The organism is Devosia sp. Root436, from assembly GCF_001426345.1.
Lineage (GTDB): Bacteria > Pseudomonadota > Alphaproteobacteria > Rhizobiales > Devosiaceae > Devosia.
In genome coordinates, this window is the sequence record NZ_LMEM01000010.1 from 225151 (window position 1) to 249496 (window position 24346).

At 64.5% G+C, this 24346-nt stretch carries 27 protein-coding genes; 14 read left to right on the top strand and 13 right to left on the bottom strand.

From position 1 onward, the window contains the following. Nucleotides 1-97: 97 nt before the first annotated feature. A complete protein-coding gene (locus ASD04_RS09890) occupies nt 98-937 on the top strand; it encodes a GH25 family lysozyme (RefSeq protein ID WP_056255902.1) in 840 nt (279 codons plus the stop codon). Nucleotides 938-1023: 86 nt separating this feature from the next. Next, nucleotides 1024-1146 carry a hypothetical protein gene (locus ASD04_RS19980; RefSeq protein ID WP_280137673.1) on the top strand — a complete coding sequence of 41 codons (123 nt, stop codon included), beginning with the start codon at nt 1024-1026 and terminating at the stop codon, nt 1144-1146. A 294-nt stretch (nt 1147-1440) separates the two neighbouring features. On the opposite strand, the gene ASD04_RS09895 is transcribed toward ASD04_RS19980, so the two are convergent. From ASD04_RS09895 to rsmI, 5 genes are all read right to left on the bottom strand, one after another. After that, on the bottom strand, nt 1441-2079 hold the full coding sequence (locus ASD04_RS09895; protein ID WP_056255905.1) for a MarC family protein: 639 nt from the start codon (nt 2077-2079) through the stop codon (nt 1441-1443). Nucleotides 2080-2144: 65 nt separating this feature from the next. Beyond that, nucleotides 2145-2516, bottom strand: coding sequence for a hypothetical protein (locus ASD04_RS09900; RefSeq protein ID WP_156461194.1), 372 nt, complete (start codon nt 2514-2516; stop codon nt 2145-2147). Between the two features lie 8 nt (nt 2517-2524). Next, on the bottom strand, nt 2525-3475 hold the full coding sequence (gene gshB, locus ASD04_RS09905; protein ID WP_056255910.1) for a glutathione synthase: 951 nt from the start codon (nt 3473-3475) through the stop codon (nt 2525-2527). Nucleotides 3476-3598: 123 nt separating this feature from the next. Next, the gene (locus ASD04_RS09910) at nt 3599-3985 is read right to left on the bottom strand and encodes a YraN family protein (RefSeq protein ID WP_056255913.1); all 387 of its coding nucleotides are present in this window, start codon (nt 3983-3985) and stop codon (nt 3599-3601) included. Then, entirely contained in the window at nt 3954-4841 is an 888-nt protein-coding gene (rsmI, locus tag ASD04_RS09915) for a 16S rRNA (cytidine(1402)-2'-O)-methyltransferase (protein ID WP_056255916.1), read from the bottom strand. Before rsmI ends, ASD04_RS09910 begins: the two co-directional genes overlap by 32 nt. A gap of 78 nt (nt 4842-4919) precedes the next feature. Here rsmI and ASD04_RS09920 point away from each other — a divergent pair, with 78 nt between their 5' ends. Beyond that, nucleotides 4920-6137, top strand: a complete 1218-nt coding sequence (locus ASD04_RS09920) for a penicillin-binding protein activator (RefSeq protein WP_082531129.1) — start codon at nt 4920-4922, stop codon at nt 6135-6137. A gap of 49 nt (nt 6138-6186) precedes the next feature. On the opposite strand, the gene hemW is transcribed toward ASD04_RS09920, so the two are convergent. The 3 genes from hemW to rph form a co-directional block, all read right to left on the bottom strand. Next, nucleotides 6187-7341: a radical SAM family heme chaperone HemW gene (gene hemW / locus ASD04_RS09925; protein WP_056255922.1), complete on the bottom strand. Its 1155-nt coding sequence runs from the start codon at nt 7339-7341 to the stop codon at nt 6187-6189. Nucleotides 7342-7551: 210 nt separating this feature from the next. Continuing rightward, on the bottom strand, nt 7552-8193 hold the full coding sequence (locus tag ASD04_RS09930) for a non-canonical purine NTP pyrophosphatase (protein WP_056255925.1): 642 nt from the start codon (nt 8191-8193) through the stop codon (nt 7552-7554). A gap of 226 nt (nt 8194-8419) precedes the next feature. Continuing rightward, nucleotides 8420-9136, bottom strand: a complete 717-nt coding sequence (gene rph / locus ASD04_RS09935; protein ID WP_056255927.1) for a ribonuclease PH — start codon at nt 9134-9136, stop codon at nt 8420-8422. Between the two features lie 140 nt (nt 9137-9276). On the opposite strand from rph, the gene hrcA reads away from it, so the two are divergent. Continuing rightward, nucleotides 9277-10353, top strand: coding sequence for a heat-inducible transcriptional repressor HrcA (hrcA, locus tag ASD04_RS09940; RefSeq protein ID WP_056255930.1), 1077 nt, complete (start codon nt 9277-9279; stop codon nt 10351-10353). 76 nt (nt 10354-10429) lie between these two features. Further along, nucleotides 10430-11008, top strand: a complete 579-nt coding sequence (gene grpE, locus ASD04_RS09945; RefSeq protein ID WP_056256574.1) for a nucleotide exchange factor GrpE — start codon at nt 10430-10432, stop codon at nt 11006-11008. Between the two features lie 204 nt (nt 11009-11212). On the opposite strand, the gene pncA is transcribed toward grpE, so the two are convergent. Continuing rightward, nucleotides 11213-11845, bottom strand: coding sequence for a bifunctional nicotinamidase/pyrazinamidase (gene pncA / locus ASD04_RS09950; protein WP_056255933.1), 633 nt, complete (start codon nt 11843-11845; stop codon nt 11213-11215). A 66-nt stretch (nt 11846-11911) separates the two neighbouring features. Beyond that, complete coding sequence (pabB, locus tag ASD04_RS09955; protein ID WP_056255935.1) at nt 11912-13678, bottom strand: aminodeoxychorismate synthase component I; 1767 nt, start codon at nt 13676-13678, stop codon at nt 11912-11914. A gap of 135 nt (nt 13679-13813) precedes the next feature. Here pabB and ASD04_RS09960 point away from each other — a divergent pair, with 135 nt between their 5' ends. From ASD04_RS09960 to dnaJ, 5 genes are all read left to right on the top strand, one after another. Then, on the top strand, nt 13814-14146 hold the full coding sequence (locus ASD04_RS09960; RefSeq protein WP_056255937.1) for a hypothetical protein: 333 nt from the start codon (nt 13814-13816) through the stop codon (nt 14144-14146). Between the two features lie 87 nt (nt 14147-14233). After that, nucleotides 14234-14566 carry a hypothetical protein gene (locus ASD04_RS09965; RefSeq protein WP_056255940.1) on the top strand — a complete coding sequence of 111 codons (333 nt, stop codon included), beginning with the start codon at nt 14234-14236 and terminating at the stop codon, nt 14564-14566. Between the two features lie 214 nt (nt 14567-14780). After that, nucleotides 14781-16694, top strand: coding sequence for a molecular chaperone DnaK (gene dnaK / locus ASD04_RS09970; RefSeq protein ID WP_056255941.1), 1914 nt, complete (start codon nt 14781-14783; stop codon nt 16692-16694). A gap of 229 nt (nt 16695-16923) precedes the next feature. Further along, a complete protein-coding gene (locus tag ASD04_RS09975; RefSeq protein ID WP_056255943.1) occupies nt 16924-17988 on the top strand; it encodes an alpha/beta hydrolase in 1065 nt (354 codons plus the stop codon). A gap of 206 nt (nt 17989-18194) precedes the next feature. After that, nucleotides 18195-19331 carry a molecular chaperone DnaJ gene (gene dnaJ, locus ASD04_RS09980; RefSeq protein ID WP_056255945.1) on the top strand — a complete coding sequence of 379 codons (1137 nt, stop codon included), beginning with the start codon at nt 18195-18197 and terminating at the stop codon, nt 19329-19331. A 7-nt stretch (nt 19332-19338) separates the two neighbouring features. Here dnaJ and ASD04_RS09985 read toward each other — a convergent pair whose 3' ends face one another. Further along, nucleotides 19339-19746 carry a VOC family protein gene (locus ASD04_RS09985; RefSeq protein ID WP_056255947.1) on the bottom strand — a complete coding sequence of 136 codons (408 nt, stop codon included), beginning with the start codon at nt 19744-19746 and terminating at the stop codon, nt 19339-19341. Nucleotides 19747-19867: 121 nt separating this feature from the next. On the opposite strand from ASD04_RS09985, the gene ASD04_RS09990 reads away from it, so the two are divergent. From ASD04_RS09990 to ASD04_RS10005, 4 genes are read left to right on the top strand one after another with little or no spacing between them, the layout of a single operon-like run. Beyond that, nucleotides 19868-20413 carry an NADPH-dependent FMN reductase gene (locus ASD04_RS09990; protein ID WP_056255949.1) on the top strand — a complete coding sequence of 182 codons (546 nt, stop codon included), beginning with the start codon at nt 19868-19870 and terminating at the stop codon, nt 20411-20413. Between the two features lie 4 nt (nt 20414-20417). Next, nucleotides 20418-21053 carry a histidine phosphatase family protein gene (locus ASD04_RS09995; protein ID WP_056255952.1) on the top strand — a complete coding sequence of 212 codons (636 nt, stop codon included), beginning with the start codon at nt 20418-20420 and terminating at the stop codon, nt 21051-21053. 33 nt (nt 21054-21086) lie between these two features. Continuing rightward, on the top strand, nt 21087-21785 hold the full coding sequence (pyrF, locus tag ASD04_RS10000; RefSeq protein ID WP_056255954.1) for an orotidine-5'-phosphate decarboxylase: 699 nt from the start codon (nt 21087-21089) through the stop codon (nt 21783-21785). Next, nucleotides 21782-22552 carry a TIM barrel protein gene (locus ASD04_RS10005; RefSeq protein ID WP_056255957.1) on the top strand — a complete coding sequence of 257 codons (771 nt, stop codon included), beginning with the start codon at nt 21782-21784 and terminating at the stop codon, nt 22550-22552. Before pyrF ends, ASD04_RS10005 begins: the two co-directional genes overlap by 4 nt. A 141-nt stretch (nt 22553-22693) precedes the next feature. On the opposite strand, the gene ASD04_RS10010 is transcribed toward ASD04_RS10005, so the two are convergent. Beyond that, nucleotides 22694-23698, bottom strand: a complete 1005-nt coding sequence (locus ASD04_RS10010) for an adenosine kinase (protein WP_056255960.1) — start codon at nt 23696-23698, stop codon at nt 22694-22696. A gap of 64 nt (nt 23699-23762) precedes the next feature. Continuing rightward, the gene (locus tag ASD04_RS10015; RefSeq protein ID WP_056255964.1) at nt 23763-24326 is read right to left on the bottom strand and encodes a TetR/AcrR family transcriptional regulator; all 564 of its coding nucleotides are present in this window, start codon (nt 24324-24326) and stop codon (nt 23763-23765) included. Nucleotides 24327-24346: the final 20 nt, after the last annotated feature.

Genomic DNA, 24346 nt, shown 5'->3' on the forward strand with positions numbered 1-24346 from the left:
TAACCACGCTGCTTGCCACATGGGTAAACCTAATCCGGCGTTAACCGACCCATGTTGAATCAAAGGCTCAGTTTCGTATTGCGTAGAGTTCTGCCCAATGAATGCCAGAAGGCCTTTCCCCTCGTTTGCCGCGATCGCGAAAGGCGCCCTGTCGGCGCTGCTGGCCGCTATGCTGGTGGCCTGTTCGTCGGGCGGCGGGCTCTATGGCCCGATCCAGGGCGACAACCGGCCCCATTCGGGCGTCGACCGGGCGCGCACCATGCCGATCCAGGGGATCGACGTGGCGCGCTACCAGGAAAACATCGATTTTCGCACCGCCTTCCAGAGCGGCATGCATTTCGTGTTCATGAAGGCGACCGAGGGCAAGGACTATCTCGACCCCAATTTCCGCACTAACTGGGTGCGGGCCCGCGAAGCCGGCATGCCGCGCGGCGCCTATCATTTCATGACCTGGTGCTCGCTGGCCTCCGAACAGGCCGCCTGGTTCGTCGCCAACGTACCCAATGATTTCGACGCGCTGCCGCCGGTGCTCGATCTCGAATGGAACAAACATTCGAGCTGCACCAACAAGCCGAGCCGCGCCGACGCGCTGGAAAAGATCCGCGTCATGCTCGAGGCGATGGAGCGCCATACCGGCAAGCTGCCGATCATCTATACCGACATGACCTTCCACCGCGACGTGCTGGAGGGCGAGTATTTCCCCAATGCCTTCTGGCTGCGCTCCACCGCCGCCGAGCCGCATGAGCGCTATGGCAACCGCGTCTGGACCTTCTGGCAGTGGACGCAGACCGGTGTCGTCCGCGGCGTGCGCGGCGAGGTCGATCGCAATGCCTTCTTCGGTAACCAGAACGACTGGATAACCTTCCTGCTGACCGGTTGCGATCCCCGCGCCATCGCCTCGCTGGGGCCGGGCGGACGTTGCCAATCGGCCAAGTAATCCGGGGACTTGCCACCGAATCGGCGCGGGTCTAGCCTTTGTCCATTATTGATCCGGGCCATGGGCCCGCAGCGAGGAGAACGGGCATGGCCAAGGGTCAGATGCGCAGCAACAAGGAAGCCAAGAAGCCGAAAAAGGACAAGGTGGCGGCAGCCAAGCCGGTAACCGGCCTCGGCGCGGGCAGCACTGGCAACACCGCCAAGAAGTAGGCTCGAATTTTCGAAATGAACGAAGCGGCCGGCACGTGCTGGCCGCTTTGCTTTTGCCCTCAGGTGGCGGCGGCCTCGAGCGGCAGCAATATGTCGGACCGCGCGACGGTGGTCTGGGCCGAGCTTGCAGCCAGCATGGCCAGGATCATCAGGGCGATAGCGGCAGCGACGCGCATGGGTCCAGTCCTCGACAGAGGTCTCCAGCACAGCAGATGCGCCGCCCGGCCTTCATGGTCAACCATCGCGTTAAGACTTGATTAACATGGCAATTTTGCGAAATTCCGACGCAAAATTTCAGGCTGCGCCACCCAGCAGGCAGCTGGCCTTGACCCCGTCGAAAACGAACTGCACGGCGAGCGCCGCCAGCAGGATGCCGACGACGCGCGACACCACGGCAAGCCCGGTAACGCCGAGCAGCCGCTGGATGGGAATGGCCACCAGCAGGGTCAGCCAGGCCAGGAACAGGATCACCACCACGGCGACCAGCACGGCCCAGAATTCAAGATCGGTCTTGGTGCCTGTCGTCAGCAGGATGACGGCGCTGATGGCGCCGGGACCGGCCAACAGGGGCATGGCCAGCGGAAAGACGGCGATATCGTCGCGCGAACGGGCCTCCACCTCTTCCTCGTCGGTCGTGCCGGTGCCGCCCGAATGGCGGGCGAAGACCATGTCGATGGCGATGAGGAACAGGAGCAGGCCGCCGGCCGTGCGCAAAGCCGGGATGGTAATGCCGAAGACTTCGAGGATCGGATTGCCCAGCACGCCGAACAGCAGGAGAATCACCCCGGCGATGATGACCCCGCGCGTAGCGAAGGCGAAGCGTTCCCGCGACGTATTGTGCTTGGTCAGTGCCGCAAAGATGAAAGCGATATCGGCCACGCCCACCGTGGCGAACAGGGTCGCGAAAGCGACGAAGAATGTGGTGGTGGGCATGGCGCTGGTCCCCTCAAGACAGAAATAGACCTAGCGGTTTCACCGGGCTTTGCCCACCCCCGGCATCAGAGCATCCGTGCTCCGGCAGCCAGGCCGGCCAGCAGCAGCAGGGCCAGCGCATCGGCCCAGCCGCGCGAGCGGGTGAGCCAGGCGGAACGCGGCTTGCTGGTGGGCAGGAAGCGCAGCAGCCAGAGTGCGCCATAGAGTACCCAGACAGCGAAGAAGGCGACCATGAGCAGGTCGGCCCAGCCGGAGCGGTTGAAGCCGACCATGATGCGGGTCACCCCGGCGCCGGCCAGGATGGAGAGCAGGTAGGCACCCAGCACGATGCCGGACTTTTGCCAATAGGCGGCTGTCAGCCGTGGATCGACCGGCAGGTTCCTCCGCCAGCGGCGAAACAGGAACCAGCCGACACCAGCCAGAATCGCGGCAGCCAATGCCCACATCAGGCGCGGCGCTTTTCGATGGCGTCCCAGATCATCACAGCAATATCGGGCCCGCCGAAGCGCTTGATCTCGCGGATGCCGGTGGGGGAGGTGACGTTGATCTCGGTGAGATAGTCGCCGATGACGTCGATGCCGACGAAGATCATGCCTCGCTGCTTGAGCGCCGGGGCGATGGCGGCGCAAATCTCGCGCTCACGCGCGGTAAGTTCGCTGAGTTCCGGACGGCCGCCGACATGCATGTTGCTGCGCGCCTCGCCATCGGCTGGGATGCGGTTGAGGCCGGCCACCGGCTCGCCGTCGATGATGATGATGCGCTTGTCACCCTTCCTGACATCCGGCAGATATTTCTGGATCATGAAGGGTTCGCGGTAATTGCTCTCGAACAGTTCGAGCAGGCTCGCCAGGTTATGGTCGCCCTCCTGGATGAAGAATACACCGGCCCCGCCATTGCCGTAGAGCGGCTTGACGATGATATTGCCATGCTCCCTGCGGAAGTCGTGGATCATCGCCCGGTCGCGCGTCACCAGGGTCGGCGGCATGAGTTCGGGGAAATCGGTGACGAGGATTTTTTCCGGCGCATTGCGTACGGCGGCCGGCGGATTGACCACCAGCGTCTTCGGATGCAGCCGCTCGAGCAGGTGGGTGAGCGTTATATAATTCATGTCGAAGGGCGGATCCTGGCGCATATGGATCACGTCCTGGGTCGAGAGATCGACCCGGCCTTCCTGACCGAGGGTAAAATGTTCGCCCTTGGGTTTGTCGAAAACCATGATCGGGGCGGCCAGCGCCGAGACCACATTGCCGCGCAAAGCCAGCGTATCAGGCGTGTAATGCAGCAGTTCGTGGCCGCGGGCCTGGGCTTCCAGCATCATGGCGAAGGTGGAATCGCCGCGCGGATTGATCGTGGCGACATGGTCCATCTGGACCGCGACTTTGAGTTTTTTTGCCATTTGACCTTCTCGACCGGCCCGATATCTCAGTAGACCTCATCCTGAGCCTGTCGAAGGGCGAGGTCGTGGCGAGATCGGCATGCCCGACCTCGTGGTTCGACAGGCTCACCGTGAGGTCACGGATCAGCTGGCGTCGAAGGCGTTGATGACATGGCGCGGCCATCGGCCGGGTGCAAGGAAAATTACGTCGAAGCGCAGGTTGGTTTGCGCCTTGCCGGGGTGGCGGGCCAGCCAGTATTGCGCGGCACGGGTGATGCGGGAACGATTGACCGCCTGCAACGCCTCGGCTTCGACAGCGGCTTTGCTGCGCGCCTTGACCTCGACAAAGACCGTGGTGCCGAAGCGGGTGGCGATGAGGTCGATCTCTCCGACGGGGGTTTTGCAGCGGCGCTCGACCACGCGGTAGAGCTTCAATCGCAGGAACCAGGCCGCCAGCGTCTCGCCGCGATGGCCGCCCAGGTAAGCCGCTATGCGGGCTCTACTTTTCGGCTTTGATGGCGAGGGCGGCATCGTAGACTTCCTTGCGCTTGAGGCCGTATCTCTTTGCCACCTCGTCGACTGCGGCCCGCAGGGGCTGCCCACCCATCTCGGATAGCAGCGCCGCCTGCCAGTCGGCTGCATCAGGCGCGGCGGCTTCGGCGGCACCTGCCACGACAATGACGGCTTCGCCCTTGGTTTCAGCCCCAGCAAATTCGGCGGCGAGGTCGGGCAGGGGGCCGCGATGGACGCGCTCGAAGCGCTTGGTCAGCTCCAGGGCTACGGCGGCCGCGCGAGGGCCCCAGAGTTCAGCCATGGCAGCCAGTGTGTCATCGAGGCGTCGGGGCGATTCGTAGAAGACCATGGTTTCACGTGAATCGCTCAGCGCTTTCAACGCATTGGCGCGGGCACCAGCCTTGGATGGCAGAAAGCCGTGAAAGGCGAAGGCGTCGGTGGGCAGGCCCGCGACGACCAAGGCCGAGAGCAAAGCCGAGGCTCCGGGAATGGGGAAGACCGGCTGGTTGGCTTCGGCCAAAGCGCGAATCAGGGGGAAGCCGGGGTCGGAGAGCAGGGGGGTGCCGGCATCGGAGATGAGAGCGATGGCCTGGCCGGCGGCGACGCGGGCGACGATGTCATCGGCCTTGGCGCGCTCATTGTGTTCATGCAGCGCCACGCGGCGGGCCCTGATGCCGTAATGATCGAGCAGCCGGGCCGACATTCTTGTGTCTTCACAAAGGATTACCGAGGCGGCGGCCAGGGTTTCCAGCGCCCTTATGGTGATGTCGCGCAGGTTGCCGATGGGGGTGGCGACGACATAGAGGCCGGGCGCCAATGGAGGAGCGGTGAAGGCGGAGCCGGCGATGAAATAGCCGGCGATGGGGTCAGTCATGCGCGTTCACGAGGGTTGAGATTTGGTTAAGCAATTGCTGCCAAGTGTTAACAGACTGCTAGCATTGAGAGGCCCGACATGCGGAATCTCGGGAAAGTCATAGCACGGGGTCTTGGCGCGGTGGGCCTCATTGCGCTCGCCGCCTGCTCGCCCATCCAGATCGGCTCGCGGGTGCTCGACTTCGGCGGCGGGGGCGGCAATGCCCAGACCATGCCCATGCAGCCGGCCATGATGCCATCAGGCCCGGCGCAGAGTTTCGGCCGCGGGCCGGTGCAGGTGGCGCTGCTGCTGCCGCTGACCGGCGATCCCGGACTGGCACAGGTGGGGCAATCGCTGGCCAATGCCAGCCGGCTGGCCATTTCCTTTGTCGAAGCCAATCCCAATATCGCGGAGAATATCACCATCAGCCTGCGCGATACCGGCAGCACAGTGGCCGGGGCCACAGCGGCGGCGAGTGCGGCTTTGGCCGACGGGGCCAAGCTGATTCTGGGGCCGCTCACGGCGGAGGCAGTGACGGCAGTGGGCGCGGTGGCGCGATCGGGCGGGGTGCCGGTGATCGGCTTTTCCAACAATCCCACAGCCGCCGGCCCGGGCGTATACCTGCTGAGCGTGCTGCCCGACATGGAGATGAAGCGCTCGCTCAACTGGCTCAAGACGCAGGGCCGGCGCGGCATTGCCGGCGTATTCCCGGCCACGGCCTTCGGGCAGGCCCAGCAGACCGCCTTCCGCCAGCAGGCGGCGATTGCGGGCTTCGCGCCATCGGCGGTCTATACATTCTCCAATGTGGAAGAAGCCAGGCAGATCGTCGATCAGGCGCTGCCGCAAATCCAGAAGGGCATGATCGATACGCTGTTCCTGCCGGACCGGGCGACCGCGCCGAGCTTCGGCGTGCTGCTGGCGCAGGCAGGGATCGCGCCCGATGCCGTCCAGATCGTCGGCTCGGCCGACTGGGAGGGCGACCCCACAATTGCCACGGCCAGTCCGCTCAGCGGCGCCATCTATCCTGCGGTCGACCCGGCAGGCATGGCGGCGATAGCAGCCGATTACCAGCGCCAGTTCGGCGGCCAGCCGCATGCCTTGGCGACCATCGCCTATACGGCGGTCATCCTGGCCAATGTGAACACGCTCTCCATGGCGACGCCGCCCTATAATCCCGTGCTGATGACGAACGCCCAGGGCTTTAACGGGCGCGACGGGGTGTTCCGGTTCCTGGGCAATGGACGGGCGGAATATGCGCTGGTGATCAAGCGGATCATGCCAGGCGGCGCGCAGATGGTGGAGGGAGCGGGGCTTTAAGTGTCGACCAGGGGATCGGGCCATGACTCCGGTGTGGCAATGGATAGAGTCAGGCCGCCAAATCCGCTACCACGGCATCGAGCACCGGAAAGCCCTTGTCCGTCACGCGGAGATTGCCGTTCGGCAATGACTCGACGAAGCCGTAGCCCTTGAGCGCTTCGATCTGGGTCTTGCTGATCTGGCGGCCGGAAATGGCGGTGAAGCGGGCGGGGGAGATGCCTTCCTTGAGGCGCAGGCCCATGACGAGGAATTCGTCGCCCTGCTCTTCCCAGGTGAGGACATCGTCCACCACCATGCCATGGCCCTTGGCTTTCACCTGCTTCTGCCAGTCGAAGGGCATTTTCTCGGCAGCGGTGGCGTGGCGCTGGTTGTTGATCATGAGGCGGCCATGGGCGCCGGGGCCGATGCCGGCATATTCGCCATAGCGCCAATAGAGCATATTGTGGCGGCTTTCCTGGCCGGGCCTTGCGTGATTGGAAATCTCGTAGGCGGGCAGTCCGGCAGCCGCGGTCAGCTCCTGCGTCATTTCATAGAAATCGGCGGCCAGGTCCTCGTTGGGCATCTGCAGCTTGCCGGCCTGGTGCAGGTCGAAATAGCGCGTGCCCTGCTCGATGGTGAGCTGGTAGAGGCTGACATGGCCCTGGGCCAGCCAGAGGCCCTCCTTGAGCTCGTCTTCCCAATCTTCCAGCGTCTGCTTCGGACGCGCATAGATCAGATCGAAGCTGGAGCGCTCGAAGACCGACTGCGCGATACGGACAGCGGCGATGGCTTCGTCCACGGTATGGCGGCGGCCCAGTTCGGCGAGCGGGCCTTCGCGCAGGGACTGGACGCCGAGCGAGACGCGGTTGACGCCGGCGGCGCGATAGCCCCGGAAGCGGTCGACCTCGACGCTGGTGGGGTTGGCCTCCAGCGTGATCTCGGCATTGGCATCCATCGTCCAGTGTTTGGCGATGGCGTCGAGAATCCGCCCGGTGGATTGCGGGTTCATCAGCGATGGGGTGCCGCCGCCGAAAAATACCGACTGCACGACACGGCCCGGCGCCAGCTCGGCCGCCGTGGCGATTTCGCGCTCATAGGCGGCGACATAGTCGATCTCGTCGAAGGGGCCGCGATGGACGTGGGAATTGAAGTCGCAATAGGGGCACTTGGACGCGCAGAACGGCCAATGCACGTAAACCCCGAAGAGGTCGTTGGGATTGCTCATGGGCGGCACCCACGGGACGGAGCTGAAGCCGTTCCGTTAGTCCCACTGAACGTGGGCTCCCTCGCCCCTGAGGGGAGAGGGTGGGGTGAGGGGTTCAGTGCTGGTGACGAGCACGGTGCCCAATGCGGCGCTGAACCCCTCACCCGACCCTTCGGGTCGGCCTCTCCCCTCAGGGGAGAGGTGACTTTCGCTCCACGCAAATGGATCCCATCACCGCTCAATCTGGCCCTCCACGAATTTGGCGAAGGAGCGGGCGCGGTGGCTGAGGCCCTGTTCGCCGGGCGACCAGGAATGCTTCATTTCGGGGGGCATCTGGCCGAAGGTGATGTCATAGCCATCGGGCATGAACATGGGGTCATAGCCGTGACCGCGCTCGCCGCGCGGCGGCCAGACCAAAGTGCCTGGGCAGACGCCGGAAAAGATGACGTCACGCCCATCGGGGTGGGCAAGGCAGAGCGTGGCGTTGAACGACGCGCGCCGGCGCGAGGGCTCGGTGGCGTTGGCGGCCTGCAGCGCATCTTCCACCCGCTTCATGGCATGGGCAAAATTGCGCGGCACGCCGGCCCAGTCGGCAGTGTAGACGCCGGGATCGCCATTGAGCGCATCGACGCAGAGGCCGGAATCATCGGAAAGCGCCAGCATGCCGGAGGCATGGGCGGCGGCATGGGCCTTGAGACGGGCATTTTCAGCAAAGGTGGTGCCGGTTTCCTCGGGCTCGGGCAGGCCGAGTTCACCCGCCGAAACCAGATCGAGACCATAGGGCTCGAACAGCTCCTGGAATTCCTTGAGCTTGCCGGCATTGTGGGTGGCGAGGACCAGGCGGTCGCCTTCGCGGAGGCGGGGGATGCTCATTTGCTTCCCTCCAGCGCGCGACGAATGTCTTGCCAGATGGCGCAGTTGCGCTCGGAAAAGGCCCCCTCATCCGTCTCGGCTTGGCCGAGCCACCTTCTCCCACGAGGGGAGAAGGGTGCCTCCGCGTTTTTGGCACCATCAAGCCCACGCACCGGATCCCCTTCTCCCCTTGTGGGAGAAGGTGCCCGAAGGGCGGATGAGGGGGCTCTCTTCTTGCCGAAAAACATCATGCTTCCAGCGCCGCCTGTTGCATCAGCGTCAGTTCGCCAATGCCCTGCTCGGCCAGCGTCATGAGGCTGTTCAATTCTTCGCGCGAAAACGGGACCTGCTCGGCCGTGCCCTGGATTTCGACGAATTTGCCGGAGCCGGTCATGACGAAATTGGCGTCGGTATGGGCTTCGACATCTTCGAGATAATCGAGATCGAGCACCGGGGCGCCGCGATAGATGCCGCAGGACACCGCGGCGACCGAATCGCGCAGGGCCTTGCCCTTGGTCAGCTTGCGCTCGTCCATCCAATTGACGGCGTCGGCCAAAGCCACATAGGCGCCGGTGATCGAGGCGGTGCGGGTGCCGCCATCGGCTTCGAGCACGTCGCAGTCCACGGTGATCTGGTTTTCGCCCAGCAGCTGCATATCGACCACGGCGCGCAGCGAGCGGCCGATGAGGCGCTGGATTTCCTGGGTGCGGCCACTTTGCTTGCCGGCCGTGGCCTCGCGGCGGGTGCGCGAGCCGGTGGCGCGGGGCAGCATGCCGTATTCGGCGGTGACCCAGCCTTGGCCCTTGCCGCGCAGCCAGCCGGGCAGGCTGGTTTCGACCGAGGCGGTGACCAGCACCTTGGTATTGCCGAAGCTGACGAGGCAGGAGCCCTCCGCCTTCTGGGCGACATTGCGCTCGATGGTCACGGAACGCATCTGGTTGGGCTCACGTCCGGAAGGGCGCATCGGGAATCCGTCAGAAATTGCAGTTAACCGCCTCTTAACCCTAGCCGGGCCGGCTCACAAGCGGCGGGAGCTTGGCGGGAGGCTGCAATGCGCTTAAATGAGAGCGCAGGGTTAAAGCGGACGATTTTATCGAACACAGCATGGTCAGACCGCCCGAAGACTTCCTGAGCGTGCTCAATGCCCGCAGCCAGGACATTTTCAAGAAGATCGTCGAGCGATACCTGGACACCGGATCGCCGGTGGGCTCGCGCGACCTGTCGCGCATGCTGCAGATGGGGCTGTCGCCGGCCTCGGTGCGCAATGTGATGGCCGATCTCGAGGATCTCGGGCTGATCGCGGCGCCGCATACGTCGGCGGGACGAGCGCCGACGCAGGAAGGCCTGCGGTTTTTCGTCGATGCCATGCTCGAAGTGGGCGCCGTCAACGAAAGCGAGCGCAGCCAGATCGCCAAGTCCATCGAAGGGCAACATCGCGGGCAGGTGGAAGATGTGCTGACCGAGGCCAGCCAGTTGCTCTCGGGCCTCAGCCAGGGCGCCGGCGTGGTCATCACCACCAAGGCCGATATCATTTTGCGGCATATCGAATTCGTGCGGCTGGACGCCACCAGGGCCATGGCCATTCTCGTCGGGCAGGACGGGCAGGTGGAAAACCGCATCATGGACATTCCGCCCGGCCTCACCGCTTCGGCATTGACGGAGGCGGGTAATTACCTTGCCCATCACGTGGTGGGGCGCACCATTGCCGAGGCGCGCAAAGCGCTGGCCGCGCTGCGGGCCGAGCAGCGGGCCGAGCTGGACGAATTGACGCAGAAGCTGGTGGATGCCGGCATTGCAACGCTGGCGCAGGCCTCGCCTTCCAGCCAGCCGACGGTGATCGTGCGCGGGCGGGCCAATCTCATCAACGACGCCATGGCGAGCGATGACCTGCTGCGCATGCGGCAGCTGTTCGATGAGCTGGAAAGCAAGGACGGGCTGCTGGACCTGCTCGGCGATGCCGAGAAGGCGCAGGGCGTGCGCATCTTCATCGGCTCGGAGAACAAGCTGTTCTCGCTGTCGGGGTCTTCGGTGATCCTTTCCCCCTACAAGGACGCCAATGACAAGGTGGTGGGCGTGCTGGGGGTGATCGGGCCGACCCGGCTCAACTATGCGCGCATCGTGCCCGTGGTGGATTATACCGCCAATGTGATCAGCGCCATGATGGCGCGGAAGCGACCCTAGGTCGCGTCAGGCTTGAAAACCTGCCGCATTTGGCCGATATGCGGGACAAAATTGAAACTTGCGGAACAGAACAATGATGAGCGACGAAAACGCCGCCTCGGGCGAGACGCCTGAAGTCGAGACGCCGGAAACGCCCGAGGTCGATCCGATCGAGGCTTTGCGCGCCGAGAATGCCGAGCTCAGGGATCGTGTGCTGCGCACGCATGCCGAGATGGAAAACCTGCGCAAGCGCACCGAGCGCGATGTCAACGACACGCGCCTTTATGCCATTTCCGGCTTTGCCCGCGACATGCTGAGCGCCACCGACGCGCTGAGCCGCGCGCTGGTCATGCTGCCGCCGGAGGCGCGCGAAAGCGGCGACGCCACCACCAAGAGCCTGATCGAGGGCATCGAGCTGGCCGAACGCGAAATGCAGCGGCTGCTGGCCAAGCACGGCGTCAAGCCGATCGAGGCCGAAGGGCAGAAATTCGATCCGCACAAGCATCAGGCGATGTTCGAAGTGCCAGACCCGAGCAAGCCGGAAGGTACTGTCGTGCAGGTGGTGCAGGCCGGTTTCGCCATCGGCGACCGCGTGCTGCGCCCTGCCATGGTGGGCGTCGCCAAGGGCGGCCCGAGCCATGCGCCGGCCGACGAGGCGGTGGACAAGAGCGCGTAAGGCTTTGAGCTGAGCGTTTCACGTGAATCCCCGCGCGAGCGGGGATTTTTCGTTTTAGGGGGTGCTGTGCCACGCCCTCGTGGTTCGAGGCTCGTGAAGAACTCGCACCTCACCATGAGGACTACTTCCAACTCGGTGCTCCAACAGCCCTCATGGTGAGGCGGGAGCGTAGCGACCCTCGAACCACGGGGGCGTGGCACCGGTTTACCCCAGAATATCCTTGCTCATCACCCGCTCCACCCCCGCCTCAGCCATATCCACCCAGGCCCTGGCCAAGCTCCCCGCATTGTCTATCGCCCGCGTCGCGTCCTCGATGACCGTGACGTCGAAGCCCGCGGCAGCGCCGTCGATGGCGGTCCAGCCGACGCAGTAGTCGGTGGCGAGGCCCACGATATACAACCGGCCGACATCGCGTTCGTTGAGATAGCCGGCAAGGCCCGTGAGAGTTTCGCGGTCGGCTTCCTGGAAGCCGGAGTAGGAATCGATCAGCCTGTTGTAACCCTTGCGGATGACGAGCTGGCCGTGGGGGATATCGAGATCGGCAGAGAGTTCGGCGCCGTGCGTATTCCACATGCAGTGGTCGGGCCAGAGAACCTGAATGCCATAGGGTAGGTCCACGGTCTCGAACGGGCTCTTGCCATCATGCTGGCTGGCGAAGGAAATGTGGTCCGCCGGATGCCAGTCCTGGGTGAAGACGACATTGGCGAACTTTTTGGCCAGCGTATTGATGAGCGGCACGATTTCGTCGCCCCCTGCGACGGCAAGGCTGCCGCCGGGCAGGAAATCATATTGCATGTCGACGACGACGAGGACGTCGCGCGGGGTGATTTCGATCATCGCTGCATCTCCTTACTGTCGCGTTGCCGAACCGGAAAACCGGCAGCCACTTTTCCTGGCAACGCTCTACTTCACCCATTCGGCGCGGATGAGGCCGCGCACGGAATTGCCGAGCCAGATTGCCTCGGCTGCTTCGAGATCGTCCAGCATCAAAACCTGCTCGACAGCCTTGCCAGTGGCGATGAGCTCGGCCCGCAGGGTGCCCGGCAGCAGGCCGGAGGAGAGGGGTGGGGTGAGCAGGACGCCGTCGCGCTGGATGAAAAGGTTGGTGATCGAGCCTTCGGTGAGTTCGCCGCGCTCATTGAGGAACACGACCTCGTCCACGCCCTGCGCCGCATGGGCCGCCTGACGGGGCGCGTCGTAGAAGGCGCGGTTCGTGGTCTTGTGCATGAGCCAGAGGCTCTGCGATTCGAGTTTTTCCGGGGCGATGACGAAGCGGAAGAGCGCTGGATTGGGCGGCAGCGGGACCGCGGCCACGGCCGGACCGGAAGCGTCGAGCGTCAGGCGGACGCGCATGGCGCCGGAAGGGAAGGATTGGGATTGGAGCAGGGCCAGGATCACCGCGCGATCGAAGGGCAGGGCGAAATAGGCGGCAGAGGCGGCCAGGCGATCGAGATGCCGGTCGAGCAGGGTGTAGCCCCCCGCCTGCTCCCAGAGCAGGGTTTCGATCAGGGTGACCGGGTCGGCCGGACTGGTGAAGAATGCCATCTTGAGCAGGGCCTCGCGATATTCGTCGGCCGCGACGCTGTCGGCGACGATGCCGCCGCCGATGCCGATCTCGCCATTGCCCTCGACGTCGATGACAGCGGTGCGGATGGCGACGTTGAGGGTGAAGTCGCCACGGGGCGCGAAATGACCTATGGAGCCGGTATAGACGCCGCGCGGGCCGGCTTCGACCTGGTGGATGATTTCCATGGCGCGCAGTTTTGGCGCCCCGGTGATGGAGCCGCAGGGGAAGAGATTGGCGAGGACGCCCGAGGTGGTGACGCCGGGGCGGCGGCGGGCCGATATGCCGGACGTCATGGTGTGGAGCGTCGAATAGGTCTCCACCGTGAACAGGTCGGTGACCTTGACCGAGCCGATTTCGGCGACGCGCCCGAGATCGTTGCGCAGCAGGTCGACGATCATCAGGTTTTCGGCACGGTTCTTTGCGTCACCGGCCAGGGCGGCGCGGCCGGCCTCGTCTTCGGCAATGGTGCGGCCGCGCTTGAGCGTGCCCTTCATCGGGCGGGCGGCGAGCTGGCCACCGCGACTGGACACGAAGAGTTCGGGCGAACGGGACAGGATCCACTGCGCCCCGGTATTGATGAGGGCGCCATAGGCGACGGGCTGCTTGCGCACGAGATCGCGATAAAGCCCCACCGGATCGCCATCGAGGCGAAAGCCGGCCTTGAAGGTCAGATTGACCTGGTAGGTGTCGCCATCCGATATCAGCGCCTTGACCGTATCGAAGGCGCCGGTATAGGCGGCCTCATCCATGCGGGGGACGATATCGAGGGCGCCGCCGGCGCCGGCCATGGCGGCGAGACGGGAAGCGACCTCGGCAGCACCCAGCCGTTCGGGCGCATCATAAAGTCCGAGCCAGAGCAGCGGCGTGGGGCCGGGCGGCGACAGGAACTTGGCCAGCCGCTCCTCGAAAACGAAACCCAGTTCATAGGCGAGGAAACCGGCGGCATGGAGGCCGGCCGCATTGGCAGCTTCAAGCCGGGCCAATGCGGCGTGTACGCCCGCCGCATCATGGGCAACGAGGATGTCGCGCGGCGCGGAAAACAGCAGGTTTTCCCCTGATGGAGCGAGCGTGTCGTGCAGCAGGACTGAGCCGGGGGCGAACATGGTGGTCTTCTAGAGTCTTTTGCCATCGCCGTCACCGGGGCATGCGCCCCCATGAACAGGGGTTGGACAGGCACCTCGGCTTTGCCAGATTTCTGCCATCGGTCCCGGGAGGACCGATCAGCCGGGGACGCAGTCATGAACACGATCATCAAGGGTGGCGCGGCCGCATTGGTCCTGCTGGGCAGCGCCTTGCCGGTTGCAGCCGAGGACGTCTATTTCACGCTCTACAATGAGAGCAACCGCTCGCTGCACTATTTCTATGCCAGCCCATCCAACTCCACGAGCTGGGGGCCGGACCTGCTGCGGGGCGGCTATACGCTGCGCGCCGGCTACAATGGCACGGTGACGATCGCCGACGATTCGACCGAGTGCTACTACGACTTCAAGTTCATCATGGGCGACCGCAGCGAGACGGTGGTGAACGAGATCAATATCTGCGACCTGGGCAGCTATACGATCTACGACTGAGCCATCGAACGGCCATTCCCAATTAATCCCGGCGTGGTATGTAATTCGCTGCTGGCGGCGCATCGCCGCTGGTTTGGGAGAATTTTCATGAGCTTCAATCTTAGGGGCGGCCTTGCCGTCCTGGCGCTGCTGGCCAGCGCCATGCCTGCTGCCGCGCAGAGTGTCGAGTTCACGCTGATCAACAACAGCGCGCGGGCCCTGCATTATTTCTATACCTCACCCAGCAATGACTCCAACTGGGGTTATGACCTGCTGGGCGAGAACGGCACGCTGGAACCAGGCTATCAGGGCACGGTGACCATCGGCGATGGCTCGGACCAGTGCGAATACGACTTCAAGTTCGTGATGGAAGACGAGAGCGAGACCGTGATCAATGCGGTCGATATCTGTTCGCTGAACGAATACACGATCTACGACTAACGCCCTCGCGCGGTGATACGGCGCCGCCCCGGCCGGGGTGGCGCCGTATTGTTTTGCCGCCCGGAAGCGCTTGAAGCCACCGGGCCACCCCCCTATATAGCCAGCAAGCCCAGCAATGGGCGCATTCCAGTTGCAAGGAACCCGGCCTGATGGCCACGGGACTGCCTCGCGAGAGGGGTTTCACCATGGGTTTGCTGAAAGAGAGGCTAGAATAATGGCTAAAGTCATCGGTATCGATCTGGGCACCACCAATAGCTGCGTCGCGGTTATGGACGGCACCAATCCAAAGGTCATCGAAAACGCGGAAGGGGCGCGCACCACCCCCTCGATGGTCGCTTTCTCCAAGGATGGCGAACGTCTCGTCGGCCAGCCGGCCAAGCGCCAGGCAGTCACCAATCCGGAAAATACCCTGTTTGCGGTCAAGCGCCTGATCGGGCGCCGCTTCGACGACGCCGTGGTGGCCAAGGACAAGAACCTTGTGCCCTTCAAGATCGTCAAGGCCGACAATGGCGACGCCTGGGTCGAGGCTTCGGGCGACAAGTATTCGCCGAGCCAGGTCTCGGCCATGATCCTGCAGAAGATGAAGGAAACCGCTGAGTCCTATCTCGGCGAGACCGTCACGCAGGCTGTCATCACCGTTCCGGCCTATTTCAACGACAGCCAGCGCCAGGCCACCAAGGACGCAGGCAAGATTGCCGGCCTGGAAGTGCTGCGCATCATCAACGAGCCGACGGCGGCGGCGCTCGCCTATGGCCTCGACAAGAAGAATACCGGCACCATCGCGGTCTATGACCTGGGCGGCGGCACGTTCGATATCTCCATCCTCGAAATCGGCGATGGCGTGTTCGAGGTGAAGTCGACCAATGGCGACACGTTCCTGGGCGGCGAAGACTTCGACATGCGCCTGGTCGATTACCTCGCCGACGAGTTCAAGAAGGAACAGGGCATCGATCTGCGCTCCGACAAGCTCGCGCTGCAGCGCCTCAAGGAAGCTGCCGAAAAGGCCAAGATCGAGCTCTCCAGCTCGACCCAGACCGAAATCAACCTGCCCTTCATCACCGCCGACGCCTCGGGCCCCAAGCACCTGACGCTCAAGCTCAGCCGCTCCAAGCTGGAATCGCTGGTGGATGACCTGATCACCCGCACCATCGAGCCCTGCAAGCAGGCGATGAAGGATGCCGGCGTGTCGGCCAGCCAGATCGACGAAGTCGTGCTGGTGGGCGGCATGAGCCGCATGCCCAAGGTGCAGGAAGCGGTCAAGCAGTTGTTCGGCAAGGAGCCGCACAAGGGCGTCAACCCGGACGAAGTCGTGGCTTTGGGCGCGGCCATCCAGGCCGGCGTGCTGCAGGGCGACGTCAAGGACGTGCTGCTGCTCGACGTGACCCCGCTCTCGCTGGGCATCGAAACGCTGGGTGGCGTGTTCACCCGCCTGATCGACCGCAACACGACGATCCCGACCAAGAAGAGCCAGACCTTCTCGACCGCCGAGGACAGCCAGAGCGCCGTGACCATCCGCGTGTTCCAGGGTGAACGCGAAATGGCCGCCAACAACAAGCTGCTGGGCAATTTCGACCTGACCGGCATTCCGCCCGCACCGCGCGGCGTGCCGCAGATCGAAGTGACCTTCGACATCGACGCCAACGGCATCGTGCAGGTTTCGGCCAAGGACAAGGGCACCGGCAAGGAGCAGCAGATCCGCATCCAGGCCTCGGGTGGTCTTTCGGACGCCGACATCGAGAAGATGGTGCAGGAAGCCGAGCAGAATGCCGAGGCCGACAAGAAGAAGCGCGAAGCGGTCGAAGCCAAGAACCAGGGCGAGAGCCTGATCCACTCGACCGAGAAGTCGCTGGGCGAATATGGCGACAAGGTCACGGCCGAGGACAAGGCCGCGATCGAAACCGCGATCACCGACCTGCGCGGCGTGCTCGATGGCGAAGATGGCGACGCCATCAAGGAAAAGACCGATGCGTTGGCGCAGGCCTCGATGAAGCTGGGCGAGGCCATGTACAAGGCCAGCCAGGCGGAAGCCGAGGCCAAGGCCAATGGCACAGACGATGACGGCGACGACGATGTGGTCGATGCCGACTTCGAAGAGGTCAAGGACGACGACGACAAGAAGTCGGCCTGATCGATCTCACATGAATTGAGGGGGGTCCGGCGCCAGCCGGGCCCCTTTTTGTTTGGGATGCGGCAGTCGTCCTTCCCTCCCCACAAGGGGTAGGGTGGGCTCCTGGGTGGGAGAAGCGTCTCACCGCGTTTCACGTGAATCCATTCGCCGCAAAATGGGCCCATTGGCGCCCAACTCCCTCCCGGTTTTGGCTGTCCAAGGGGCATTCACGATATTGCGAGGCCGCGCCATGACCGATTCACCCAGCCAGGAGCTGTCCCGGCATCCTGCCGACGATTCCATCGGCCGGCTTGCCGAGTTGATCGGCGGCGATCCGATGAGCCGGATCGACGCCGATATGAAGCATGTGCTCGATGGCCTCGCCGACATGGGCGCGCGGTCGCTGGAACTGCTGTCTCCGGAAGCGGCGCGGCGGCAGCCGCGGGCGGCCGAGGCGATCAGCGCCATTCTCGGCCGGCAGGGTCGCACGCGGCCGGATGACGGCATCGCGGTGGAGGACATCGTCATCCCCGGCGCCGAAAGCGAGCTGCCGGCGCGAATCTATCGGCCTATGGGCCTGCTCAGCCGGCTCAATCCGGTGGTGCTGTATTTCCATGGCGGCGGCTTTGTCACCGGCGATCTCGACAGCCATGACGCCTCGGCGCGCGCCCTGGCGCGGCGGACTGGCGCCATTGTGGTTTCGGTGGGCTATCGGCTGGCGCCGGAGCATCGATTCCCCGCCGCGCATGAGGATGCCTGGGCGGCCTGGCTCTGGATGACCGCAGGGATCAAGGCGCTGGCCGGCGATCCGAAACGGCTGGCACTGGCCGGCGAGGATGCCGGGGCAAACCTGGCCGCCCATGTGGCCTTGCGGGCGCGGGATGCGCGCGGCGCGCAGCCGGTGCATCAGCTGCTGATCCATCCGATCGCGGGCAACGATCTCACCACCCCCTCCTACGGCCAGACGCTGCGGGCGCGGCCGATCGGCCTGCCGGCGATGCGCTGGCGGTTCCGGCAGCTCTTGGGCGATGAGGCCGAAGCGGGCGACGGCCGCATCAACCTGGTGGCGCAGCAGGATTGGGCCGGCGTAGCCCCGGCAACCCTCATACTGGCCGAAATCGACCCGCTGCGCTCGGAGGGCGAAGCCTTGGCCGAAGCGCTCGAACAAGCCGGCGTGGCAGTCAATTGCTGGACCTATGAGGGTGTGACGCAGGGGTTTTTCGGCCTCGGCCTCGTCGTCACCAAGGCGCTGTTCGCCCAGTCGGATGCGGCGGATGCGCTGGGCAAGGCCTTCGCGCCGGCCCGGCACAGCTAGCATCATTGTTGCCGCATCGTTGTGCGCACGATGCCCAGGCCGAATCAGCATTGTTGAAGCCGCCGGCCGCTCTTGCTATGAGCGGGCAGTGGTTTTGCCCCATCACGACCCCAGCCCCTTGCGGGGCGTGGGGTCGATTGCCATCTAGGGGCTAGGTTTCAGGCTGGGCGCGCGCGACGCGACCGGCTGCATTGGAGAACGGGTTTTTGTCCAAACGGGATTTCTACGAGGTGCTCGGCGTGCAGAAGGGCGCCGACGACGCAGCGCTGAAGAGCGCCTATCGCAAGCTCGCCATGCAGCACCACCCCGACCGCAATCCGGGCAATCACGAAGCGGAAGCCAAGTTCAAGGAAATCAACGAGGCCTATGACACGCTCAAGGACGGCCAGAAGCGGGCCGCCTATGACCGGTTCGGCCATGCCGCCTTCGAGAATGGCGGCGGGCGCCCCGGCGCCGGCGGGTTCGGGCCGGAATTCACCTCGTCCATGTCCGATATCTTCGACGACATTTTCGGCGACTTCATGGGCGGCCAGCAGCGGCGCGGCGGCGGCGGCGCGGCCAAGCTGCGTGGCAGCGACCTGCGCTACAATCTCGAAATCAGCCTCGAAGAGAGCTTTGAGGGCCGCACGGTCGAAATCGACGTGCCGACCCTGGTGGGCTGCACCACCTGCGACGGCTCGGGCGCCAAGCCGGGCACCGGCACCCATACCTGCCGGCAATGCAACGGGCATGGCAAGGTCCGCGCCGCGCAGGGCTTTTTCACCATCGAGCGCACCTGCCCGGTCTGCCAGGGTCGCGGCCAGATGATGGACCAGCCCTGCACCGATTGCGGCGGCCAGGGCCGTCGGCAGGAAAACCGCAAGCTCAGCGTCGATATCCCCAAGGGCATCGAGGACGGCACCCGCATCCGCCTGGCCAATGAAGGCGAGGCCGGCTTGCGCGGCGGTCCGCCGGGCGATCTCTATATCTTCATCTCCATCCGCCCGCATGATCTGTTCCAGCGCGATGGCGCCGACCTTTATGCGCGCATACCCATCGCCATGACCACGGCCGCACTGGGCGGGGAGTTCGAAGTGCCGACGCTCGACGCGGCGCGCGCCAAGGTCAAGGTCGCTGCCGGCACCCAGCCGGGCCAGCGGGTGCGGCTCAAGGGCAAGGGCATGCCGGTGCTGCGATCCAAGGATGTCGGCGATCTCTATGTGCAGCTCGATATCGAGACGCCGCAGGCGCTGAGCCGGCGCCAGCGCGAATTGCTGGAAGAATTCGCCAAGCTCGAGACCGAAGAAAACAGCCCCACCTCGGGCGGCTTCTTCACCAAGCTCAAGAAGATGTTCGAGGCTTGAAGCCCGGCTATTCGCTGGGGGTCTGGCTCATGTCCATCCAGGTATATTCCCAGACATGGCCATCCGGATCGGCAACGGCACGCCCATACATGAAGCCATAGTCCTGCCGGTCCCGGGTTTCGGTGCCGCCGGCCTTGATGCCTGCTTCGGCAATGGCATCGACGGCTTCGCGGCTGTCACATGACAGCGCATAGAGGGCGGCCGTCGTGGTTTTCGGGTCGGGAATGGGCTTGCTGGAGAATTCCCCGAACTTGCCGTAGGTCAGGGCCATCACGAAAATGGTGTCGCTGATGACGATGCAAGCGGCGGTGTCATCGGTGAATTGCGGGTTGTGGTCGAAGCCGAGCGCCTTGTAATAGGCCATGGAAGCAGCCAGATTGCGTACCGGAAGATTGACGAAGATCATGGTAGACATAGTTTTTTCCTCTATACTTAAGTGTTGTCTTAAGTGAATAAGCTATGCTGACGAGTCCGTCAATGCTCTTGCAACGACGAACGGGCCGGGTCACTTTCGAGGGAAAATCACAGGACAGACTATGACCACCGCGCTCACGCTTTCCGGGTCCATCCGCAAGGGTTCGCAAAACCGGATGTTACAGCAGCATGTGGGGCGCAAGCTCGAAGTGGCAGGGGTGACGGTCAACGCCATCGAGCTGGGCGATTTCGACATGCCGATCTTCAATGAAGACCTCGAGCCCGACCATGTGCCGGAAGCCGCCGGACGGCTGGCCGAGCTGTGGCGGAGCCACGACATCGTCTTCATCGCCACGCCCGAATATAATGGCGGGCTGCCGCCGCTGCTGGTCAATGCACTGGCCTGGCTCAGCCGGCAGAAGCCGAGCCCGTTCCGCCATCCGGTGATCGGCATTGGCGGGGTCAGCTCGGGCAAGTATGGCACCATCTGGGCGCTGAGCCATCTGCGCGATTCGCTGAGCAAGGTGGGCGGGCTGGTGGTGCCAGGCCTGCTGGGCATCGGGCCGGATGAGCAGGCTTTCGATGACAAGGGCGATTTGGTCGAACCAGCCATTATCCGCAAGGTCGATACGCTGGTGCATGACCTCACCCATATCAGGCGCGGGTGAACCCATGCGGGCGCTCTATGTGACGCATCCGCAGGTGGTGATCGACCCCGCGGTGCCAACGCCGCGCTGGGGCCTGAGCCCGGAAGGCCTGGCGCGGGCGCAAGCCTTTGCGTCGCGCGGCGTGGTGCCTGAAGGCGCGATGATCTTTTCCAGCACCGAAAACAAGGCGCTGGACCTGGCCGGCGCCATAGCGGCGGCGATCGGCGGACCGGTGGTGGCCGAAGAAGCCATGGGCGAGAATGACCGCAGCAGCACCGGCTTCCTGACGCCTGGCCTGTTCGAGGCAACGGCCGACCGCTTCTTTGCCGAGCCGCAGCACAGCATCGAAGGCTGGGAGACAGCCGGCGACGCGCAGGCCCGGATCGTGGCGGCGGTGCGCCGGGCGCTGGAGAGCGTTCCGGCCAACCGGCCGGCGGTATTCTGCGGGCATGGCGCGGTGGGAACGCTGCTCAAATGCCACTTGGCGGGCCGCCCCATCGCGCGCCGCGAGGACCAGAGCCGGCATGGCCATCGCGGCGGCGGCAATTGCTTCGTGTTCGACCTCGCGGCAGGCGAACTGGGCTGCGAATGGACGGCGATGGAGGATTTCGCGCCGGGCTGGTTCGCCGCGCCGGTTGCGAATACGCACGATATGGTCTAGTCCCGGCGGATAATCGACATCGGAGGAAGACTCATGACGGGCCAATTGATCGTGGGCCTCGACGTTTCGTCGCGCGCCCGCGCCGAGGACATCGTGGCAATGCTGGGCGACAGCGTCAGCTTCTACAAGATCGGTTACCAGTGCTTCTATGGCGCCGATGGCTTCGCGCTGGGCAAGGACCTGCTCAAGGCCGGCAAGCAGGTCTTCTTCGATCTCAAGCTGCTCGACATCGACAACACGGTGGAAAAGGGCGTGGCGGCCATAGCCGAAACCGGCGCCACCATGCTGACCGTGCATGCCTATCCCAAGGCCATGCGCGCCGCCGCCCGGGCGGCTGCCGGCTCCGCGCTCCAGGTGCTGGGCGTCACGGTCCTGACCTCGATGGACGATGCCGATGTCCGGGAAGCCGGCTATGAGCGGGACGCGGCGGGCCTCGTGGCACTGCGGGCCCAGCAGGCGCGCGATGCCGGCATTGGCGGGGTCGTGGCCTCGCCGCATGAGGCCGAAATGGTCCGCACCATCATCGGGCCGAAAATGGCGATCGTGACCCCCGGCATCAGGCCGGCAGGCAGCGCCATAGGCGACCAGAAGCGCGTGATGGGCCCGGCCGAGGCCCTGGCCGCGGGCGCCAGCCACCTGGTGGTGGCCCGCCCGATCATCGCCGCCGCCGACCCGGCCGCGGCAGCGCGGGCGATCCTCGCCGAAATGAACAGCGGCTCACGGCTCGCATGACCCGCCTTTCCGCCTGTATCGAAATGCTGTTCGTGCCGGAAAGCCCCGAGCCGGCAGAACGCATCCGCCTCGCCGCAGCCGCGGGTTTCGGGCTCGTCGAATTCTGGCGCTGGTCCAACAAGGATCTCGATGCCATCGAAGACGCCCTCGGCGAAACCGGGGTGAAGCTGGCCGGCCTCGTGGCCGAGCCGTTTGCCGAACTGACGCGCGAGGGCGACCATGAGCGGTTTCTCGCCGGCCTCGAACAGAGCCGCGACGTAGCCTTGCGTCTCGGCGCACCGGTGCTGATCTGCCAGTCGGGGCCGCTGCTCGATGGTGTCGAGCGCGCCAGGCAGCACGAGGCGCTCACCACCGCCATGGCGCGCTCGGCCGACATTCTGGCGGAGTCGGGCGTGGTTCTGGGGCTCGAACCGCTCAACGACCGGGTCGACCATCCCGGCTATTATCTCACCAGCACCGCCGAGGCGCTCGACATTGTCGATGCCGTCGACCGGCCGGAAATCGGCATCACCTACGACATGTACCATTCCATGGTGATGGGCGAGGACCCCGAGGCCGTGGTGGCCGGACGGCTCAACCGCATTGTCCATGTCCACATCGCCGACCATCCCGGCCGCAACCAGCCGGGCAGCGGTGGCCTGCCGCTCAAACAGAAGCTCGACTGGCTGGAGGGGCAGGGCTATGCCGGCGCCGTGGGACTGGAATTCCGGCCGACAGCGACGACGGCGGAGGCGCTGGCGCAGATGCGCGGGAGCTTGGGGATATAGGTGCCACGCCCTCGTGGTTCGAGGCTCGCGAAGAGCTCGCACCTCACCATGAGGGCTGCTGGAATATCGAGCCAACAGTAGCCCTCATGGTGAGGTGCGCTTCTTCAGCGCCTCGAACCACGAGGGCGTGCCGCCCAGCGCCTACCCCGCCAACCCGTGTTCGGCAGTCAAATCCTGCAAATCCAGCTGCGGTCGTGCCCCGATATGGGAAATCACCTCGCTCGCTGCCAGACACCCGGTCTTGAGCGCCGATTCCAGCGTCTGGCCGCGGGCCATGCCCAGCAAAAATCCAGCGGCGAAGAGGTCGCCGGCGCCGGTGGCATCGACCACCTTGTCGACCGGGAAGGCGGGGACCGAGGTCACTTCGCCATTATAGATGGCCATGGCGCCCTCGGCGCCCATGGTGATGGCGGCCAGTTCGGTATCCTTGGCCACCTGGCGCACTGCCTCGCCCAGATCCTCGGTCTGGTAGAGCGATTTGAGCTCGTGCACATTGGCAAAGACATAGTCGATGGTTTTTGACCGGATCAGATCGAGAAATTCGGCGCGATAGCGATCGACACAGAAGGGATCGCTGAGCGTCAGGGCGGCGGCGCGCTCGTTCTTGTGGGCATAATGCGCTGCCAGCACGAAAGCCTTCTTGGCTTCCACCGGGTCCCACAGAAAGCCTTCCATATAGGTGATGGCGGCGCTGCCGATTTCGTCGGGGTCTATATCGCGCTCGGTCAGTTCGTGGCAGGCACCGAGATAGGTGTTCATCGTCCGCTCGCCATCGCCGGAGACGAAAATCATGCAGCGCCCGGTCAGGGCGCCGTTCTTAAGCCGGCTCGTATTGTAGTGGACGCCGGTAGCGTTGAGATCGCTTTCGAACACATCGCCCAGCGGGTCATTGGCCACCTTGCCGATAAAGGCGGCGCGGCCGCCCAGCGAGGCGACACCGGCCGCAGTGTTGGCGGCGCTGCCGCCCGAGATCTGCTGGCGGCCCAGCGGCATCTTGCCATAGAGGTCCTCGGCCCGATCGGTATCGATCAGGTGCATGATGCCCTCTTTCATGCCTTCGGCTTCGACAAAGCCTGGTTCGACGGGGGCGATGATATCGACAATCGCATTGCCGATGGTAAGGACGTCGAAGCGGGTCTGGGTCATCAGGAGGTTCCGGCGCGGGGAAAAGCCGTCAGCCGGTTTAGAGCATAGGGGAAAACAGGGCAACCTAGTGCCGGTCGATGATTTCGCTGATCAGGGCTTCGATATCCTCACCGGCCTGCAGGGCGATCTGGCCATCGAGCAGCAAAACGGCGAGGCCGTGTACGCGGGCCCAGGCGGCGAGCGCCGTCACGCGGCCATTGCTGGTATCACCGCCGCTGACATGGCGCAGGGTGGCAAAGGCGGCATCGGCCGCCATGCGCAGGCCGGGGCGATTGTCGCGCTTGAGCTGGGGCGAGAACATCAGCCGGAACAGCGCGGCATTGCGCAGCGCAAACAGCACATAGGTCTTGCCCATGACCGGGAGCATGTCGGGCGGATTGGCTTCTGCCACATCTTCCATGGCCCGGGTGAAGCGCTGGAAACCGGTGACGGCAAGCGCTTCGAGCAGGGCTGCGCGGCTGTCGAAATGGCGATAGGGCGCTGCCGGCGAGACGCCCACGGCCCGCGCCAGATCGCGCAGGCCAAGCCCGGCTTCCCCCTCGCGCTCGAGAATGACCAAAGCCGCCTCGAGCAGGGCATTGCGCAGGTCGCCATGGTGATAGGGGGCATTTTGCTGGGATGTTGACATCGTTTACTTATGAGTGAATA

Excerpts from the sequence above, each read along its gene's own strand:
- grpE (WP_056256574.1), top strand. The coding sequence starts at position 10,430 with ATGAGCGACGAAAACGCCGCCTCGGGCGAGACGCCTGAAGTCGAGACG.
- ASD04_RS09930 (WP_056255925.1), bottom strand. The coding sequence starts at position 8,193 with ATGAGCATCCCCCGCCTCCGCGAAGGCGACCGCCTGGTCCTCGCCACC.
- ASD04_RS09990 (WP_056255949.1), top strand. The coding sequence starts at position 19,868 with ATGACCACCGCGCTCACGCTTTCCGGGTCCATCCGCAAGGGTTCGCAA.
- ASD04_RS09965 (WP_056255940.1), top strand. The coding sequence starts at position 14,234 with ATGAGCTTCAATCTTAGGGGCGGCCTTGCCGTCCTGGCGCTGCTGGCC.
- ASD04_RS10005 (WP_056255957.1), top strand. The coding sequence starts at position 21,782 with ATGACCCGCCTTTCCGCCTGTATCGAAATGCTGTTCGTGCCGGAAAGC.
- ASD04_RS09910 (WP_056255913.1), bottom strand. The coding sequence starts at position 3,985 with ATGCCGCCCTCGCCATCAAAGCCGAAAAGTAGAGCCCGCATAGCGGCT.
- ASD04_RS19980 (WP_280137673.1), top strand. The coding sequence starts at position 1,024 with ATGGCCAAGGGTCAGATGCGCAGCAACAAGGAAGCCAAGAAGCCGAAA.
- pabB (WP_056255935.1), bottom strand. The coding sequence starts at position 13,678 with ATGTTCGCCCCCGGCTCAGTCCTGCTGCACGACACGCTCGCTCCATCA.
- ASD04_RS09985 (WP_056255947.1), bottom strand. The coding sequence starts at position 19,746 with ATGTCTACCATGATCTTCGTCAATCTTCCGGTACGCAATCTGGCTGCT.
- ASD04_RS09995 (WP_056255952.1), top strand. The coding sequence starts at position 20,418 with ATGCGGGCGCTCTATGTGACGCATCCGCAGGTGGTGATCGACCCCGCG.
- hrcA (WP_056255930.1), top strand. The coding sequence starts at position 9,277 with ATGGTCAGACCGCCCGAAGACTTCCTGAGCGTGCTCAATGCCCGCAGC.
- dnaK (WP_056255941.1), top strand. The coding sequence starts at position 14,781 with ATGGCTAAAGTCATCGGTATCGATCTGGGCACCACCAATAGCTGCGTC.
- ASD04_RS09975 (WP_056255943.1), top strand. The coding sequence starts at position 16,924 with ATGACCGATTCACCCAGCCAGGAGCTGTCCCGGCATCCTGCCGACGAT.
- rsmI (WP_056255916.1), bottom strand. The coding sequence starts at position 4,841 with ATGACTGACCCCATCGCCGGCTATTTCATCGCCGGCTCCGCCTTCACC.
- ASD04_RS10010 (WP_056255960.1), bottom strand. The coding sequence starts at position 23,698 with ATGACCCAGACCCGCTTCGACGTCCTTACCATCGGCAATGCGATTGTC.
- gshB (WP_056255910.1), bottom strand. The coding sequence starts at position 3,475 with ATGGCAAAAAAACTCAAAGTCGCGGTCCAGATGGACCATGTCGCCACG.
- pyrF (WP_056255954.1), top strand. The coding sequence starts at position 21,087 with ATGACGGGCCAATTGATCGTGGGCCTCGACGTTTCGTCGCGCGCCCGC.
- ASD04_RS09895 (WP_056255905.1), bottom strand. The coding sequence starts at position 2,079 with ATGCCCACCACCACATTCTTCGTCGCTTTCGCGACCCTGTTCGCCACG.
- pncA (WP_056255933.1), bottom strand. The coding sequence starts at position 11,845 with ATGATCGAAATCACCCCGCGCGACGTCCTCGTCGTCGTCGACATGCAA.
- ASD04_RS10015 (WP_056255964.1), bottom strand. The coding sequence starts at position 24,326 with ATGTCAACATCCCAGCAAAATGCCCCCTATCACCATGGCGACCTGCGC.
- hemW (WP_056255922.1), bottom strand. The coding sequence starts at position 7,341 with ATGAGCAATCCCAACGACCTCTTCGGGGTTTACGTGCATTGGCCGTTC.
- rph (WP_056255927.1), bottom strand. The coding sequence starts at position 9,136 with ATGCGCCCTTCCGGACGTGAGCCCAACCAGATGCGTTCCGTGACCATC.
- ASD04_RS09890 (WP_056255902.1), top strand. The coding sequence starts at position 98 with ATGAATGCCAGAAGGCCTTTCCCCTCGTTTGCCGCGATCGCGAAAGGC.
- ASD04_RS09960 (WP_056255937.1), top strand. The coding sequence starts at position 13,814 with ATGAACACGATCATCAAGGGTGGCGCGGCCGCATTGGTCCTGCTGGGC.
- ASD04_RS09920 (WP_082531129.1), top strand. The coding sequence starts at position 4,920 with ATGCGGAATCTCGGGAAAGTCATAGCACGGGGTCTTGGCGCGGTGGGC.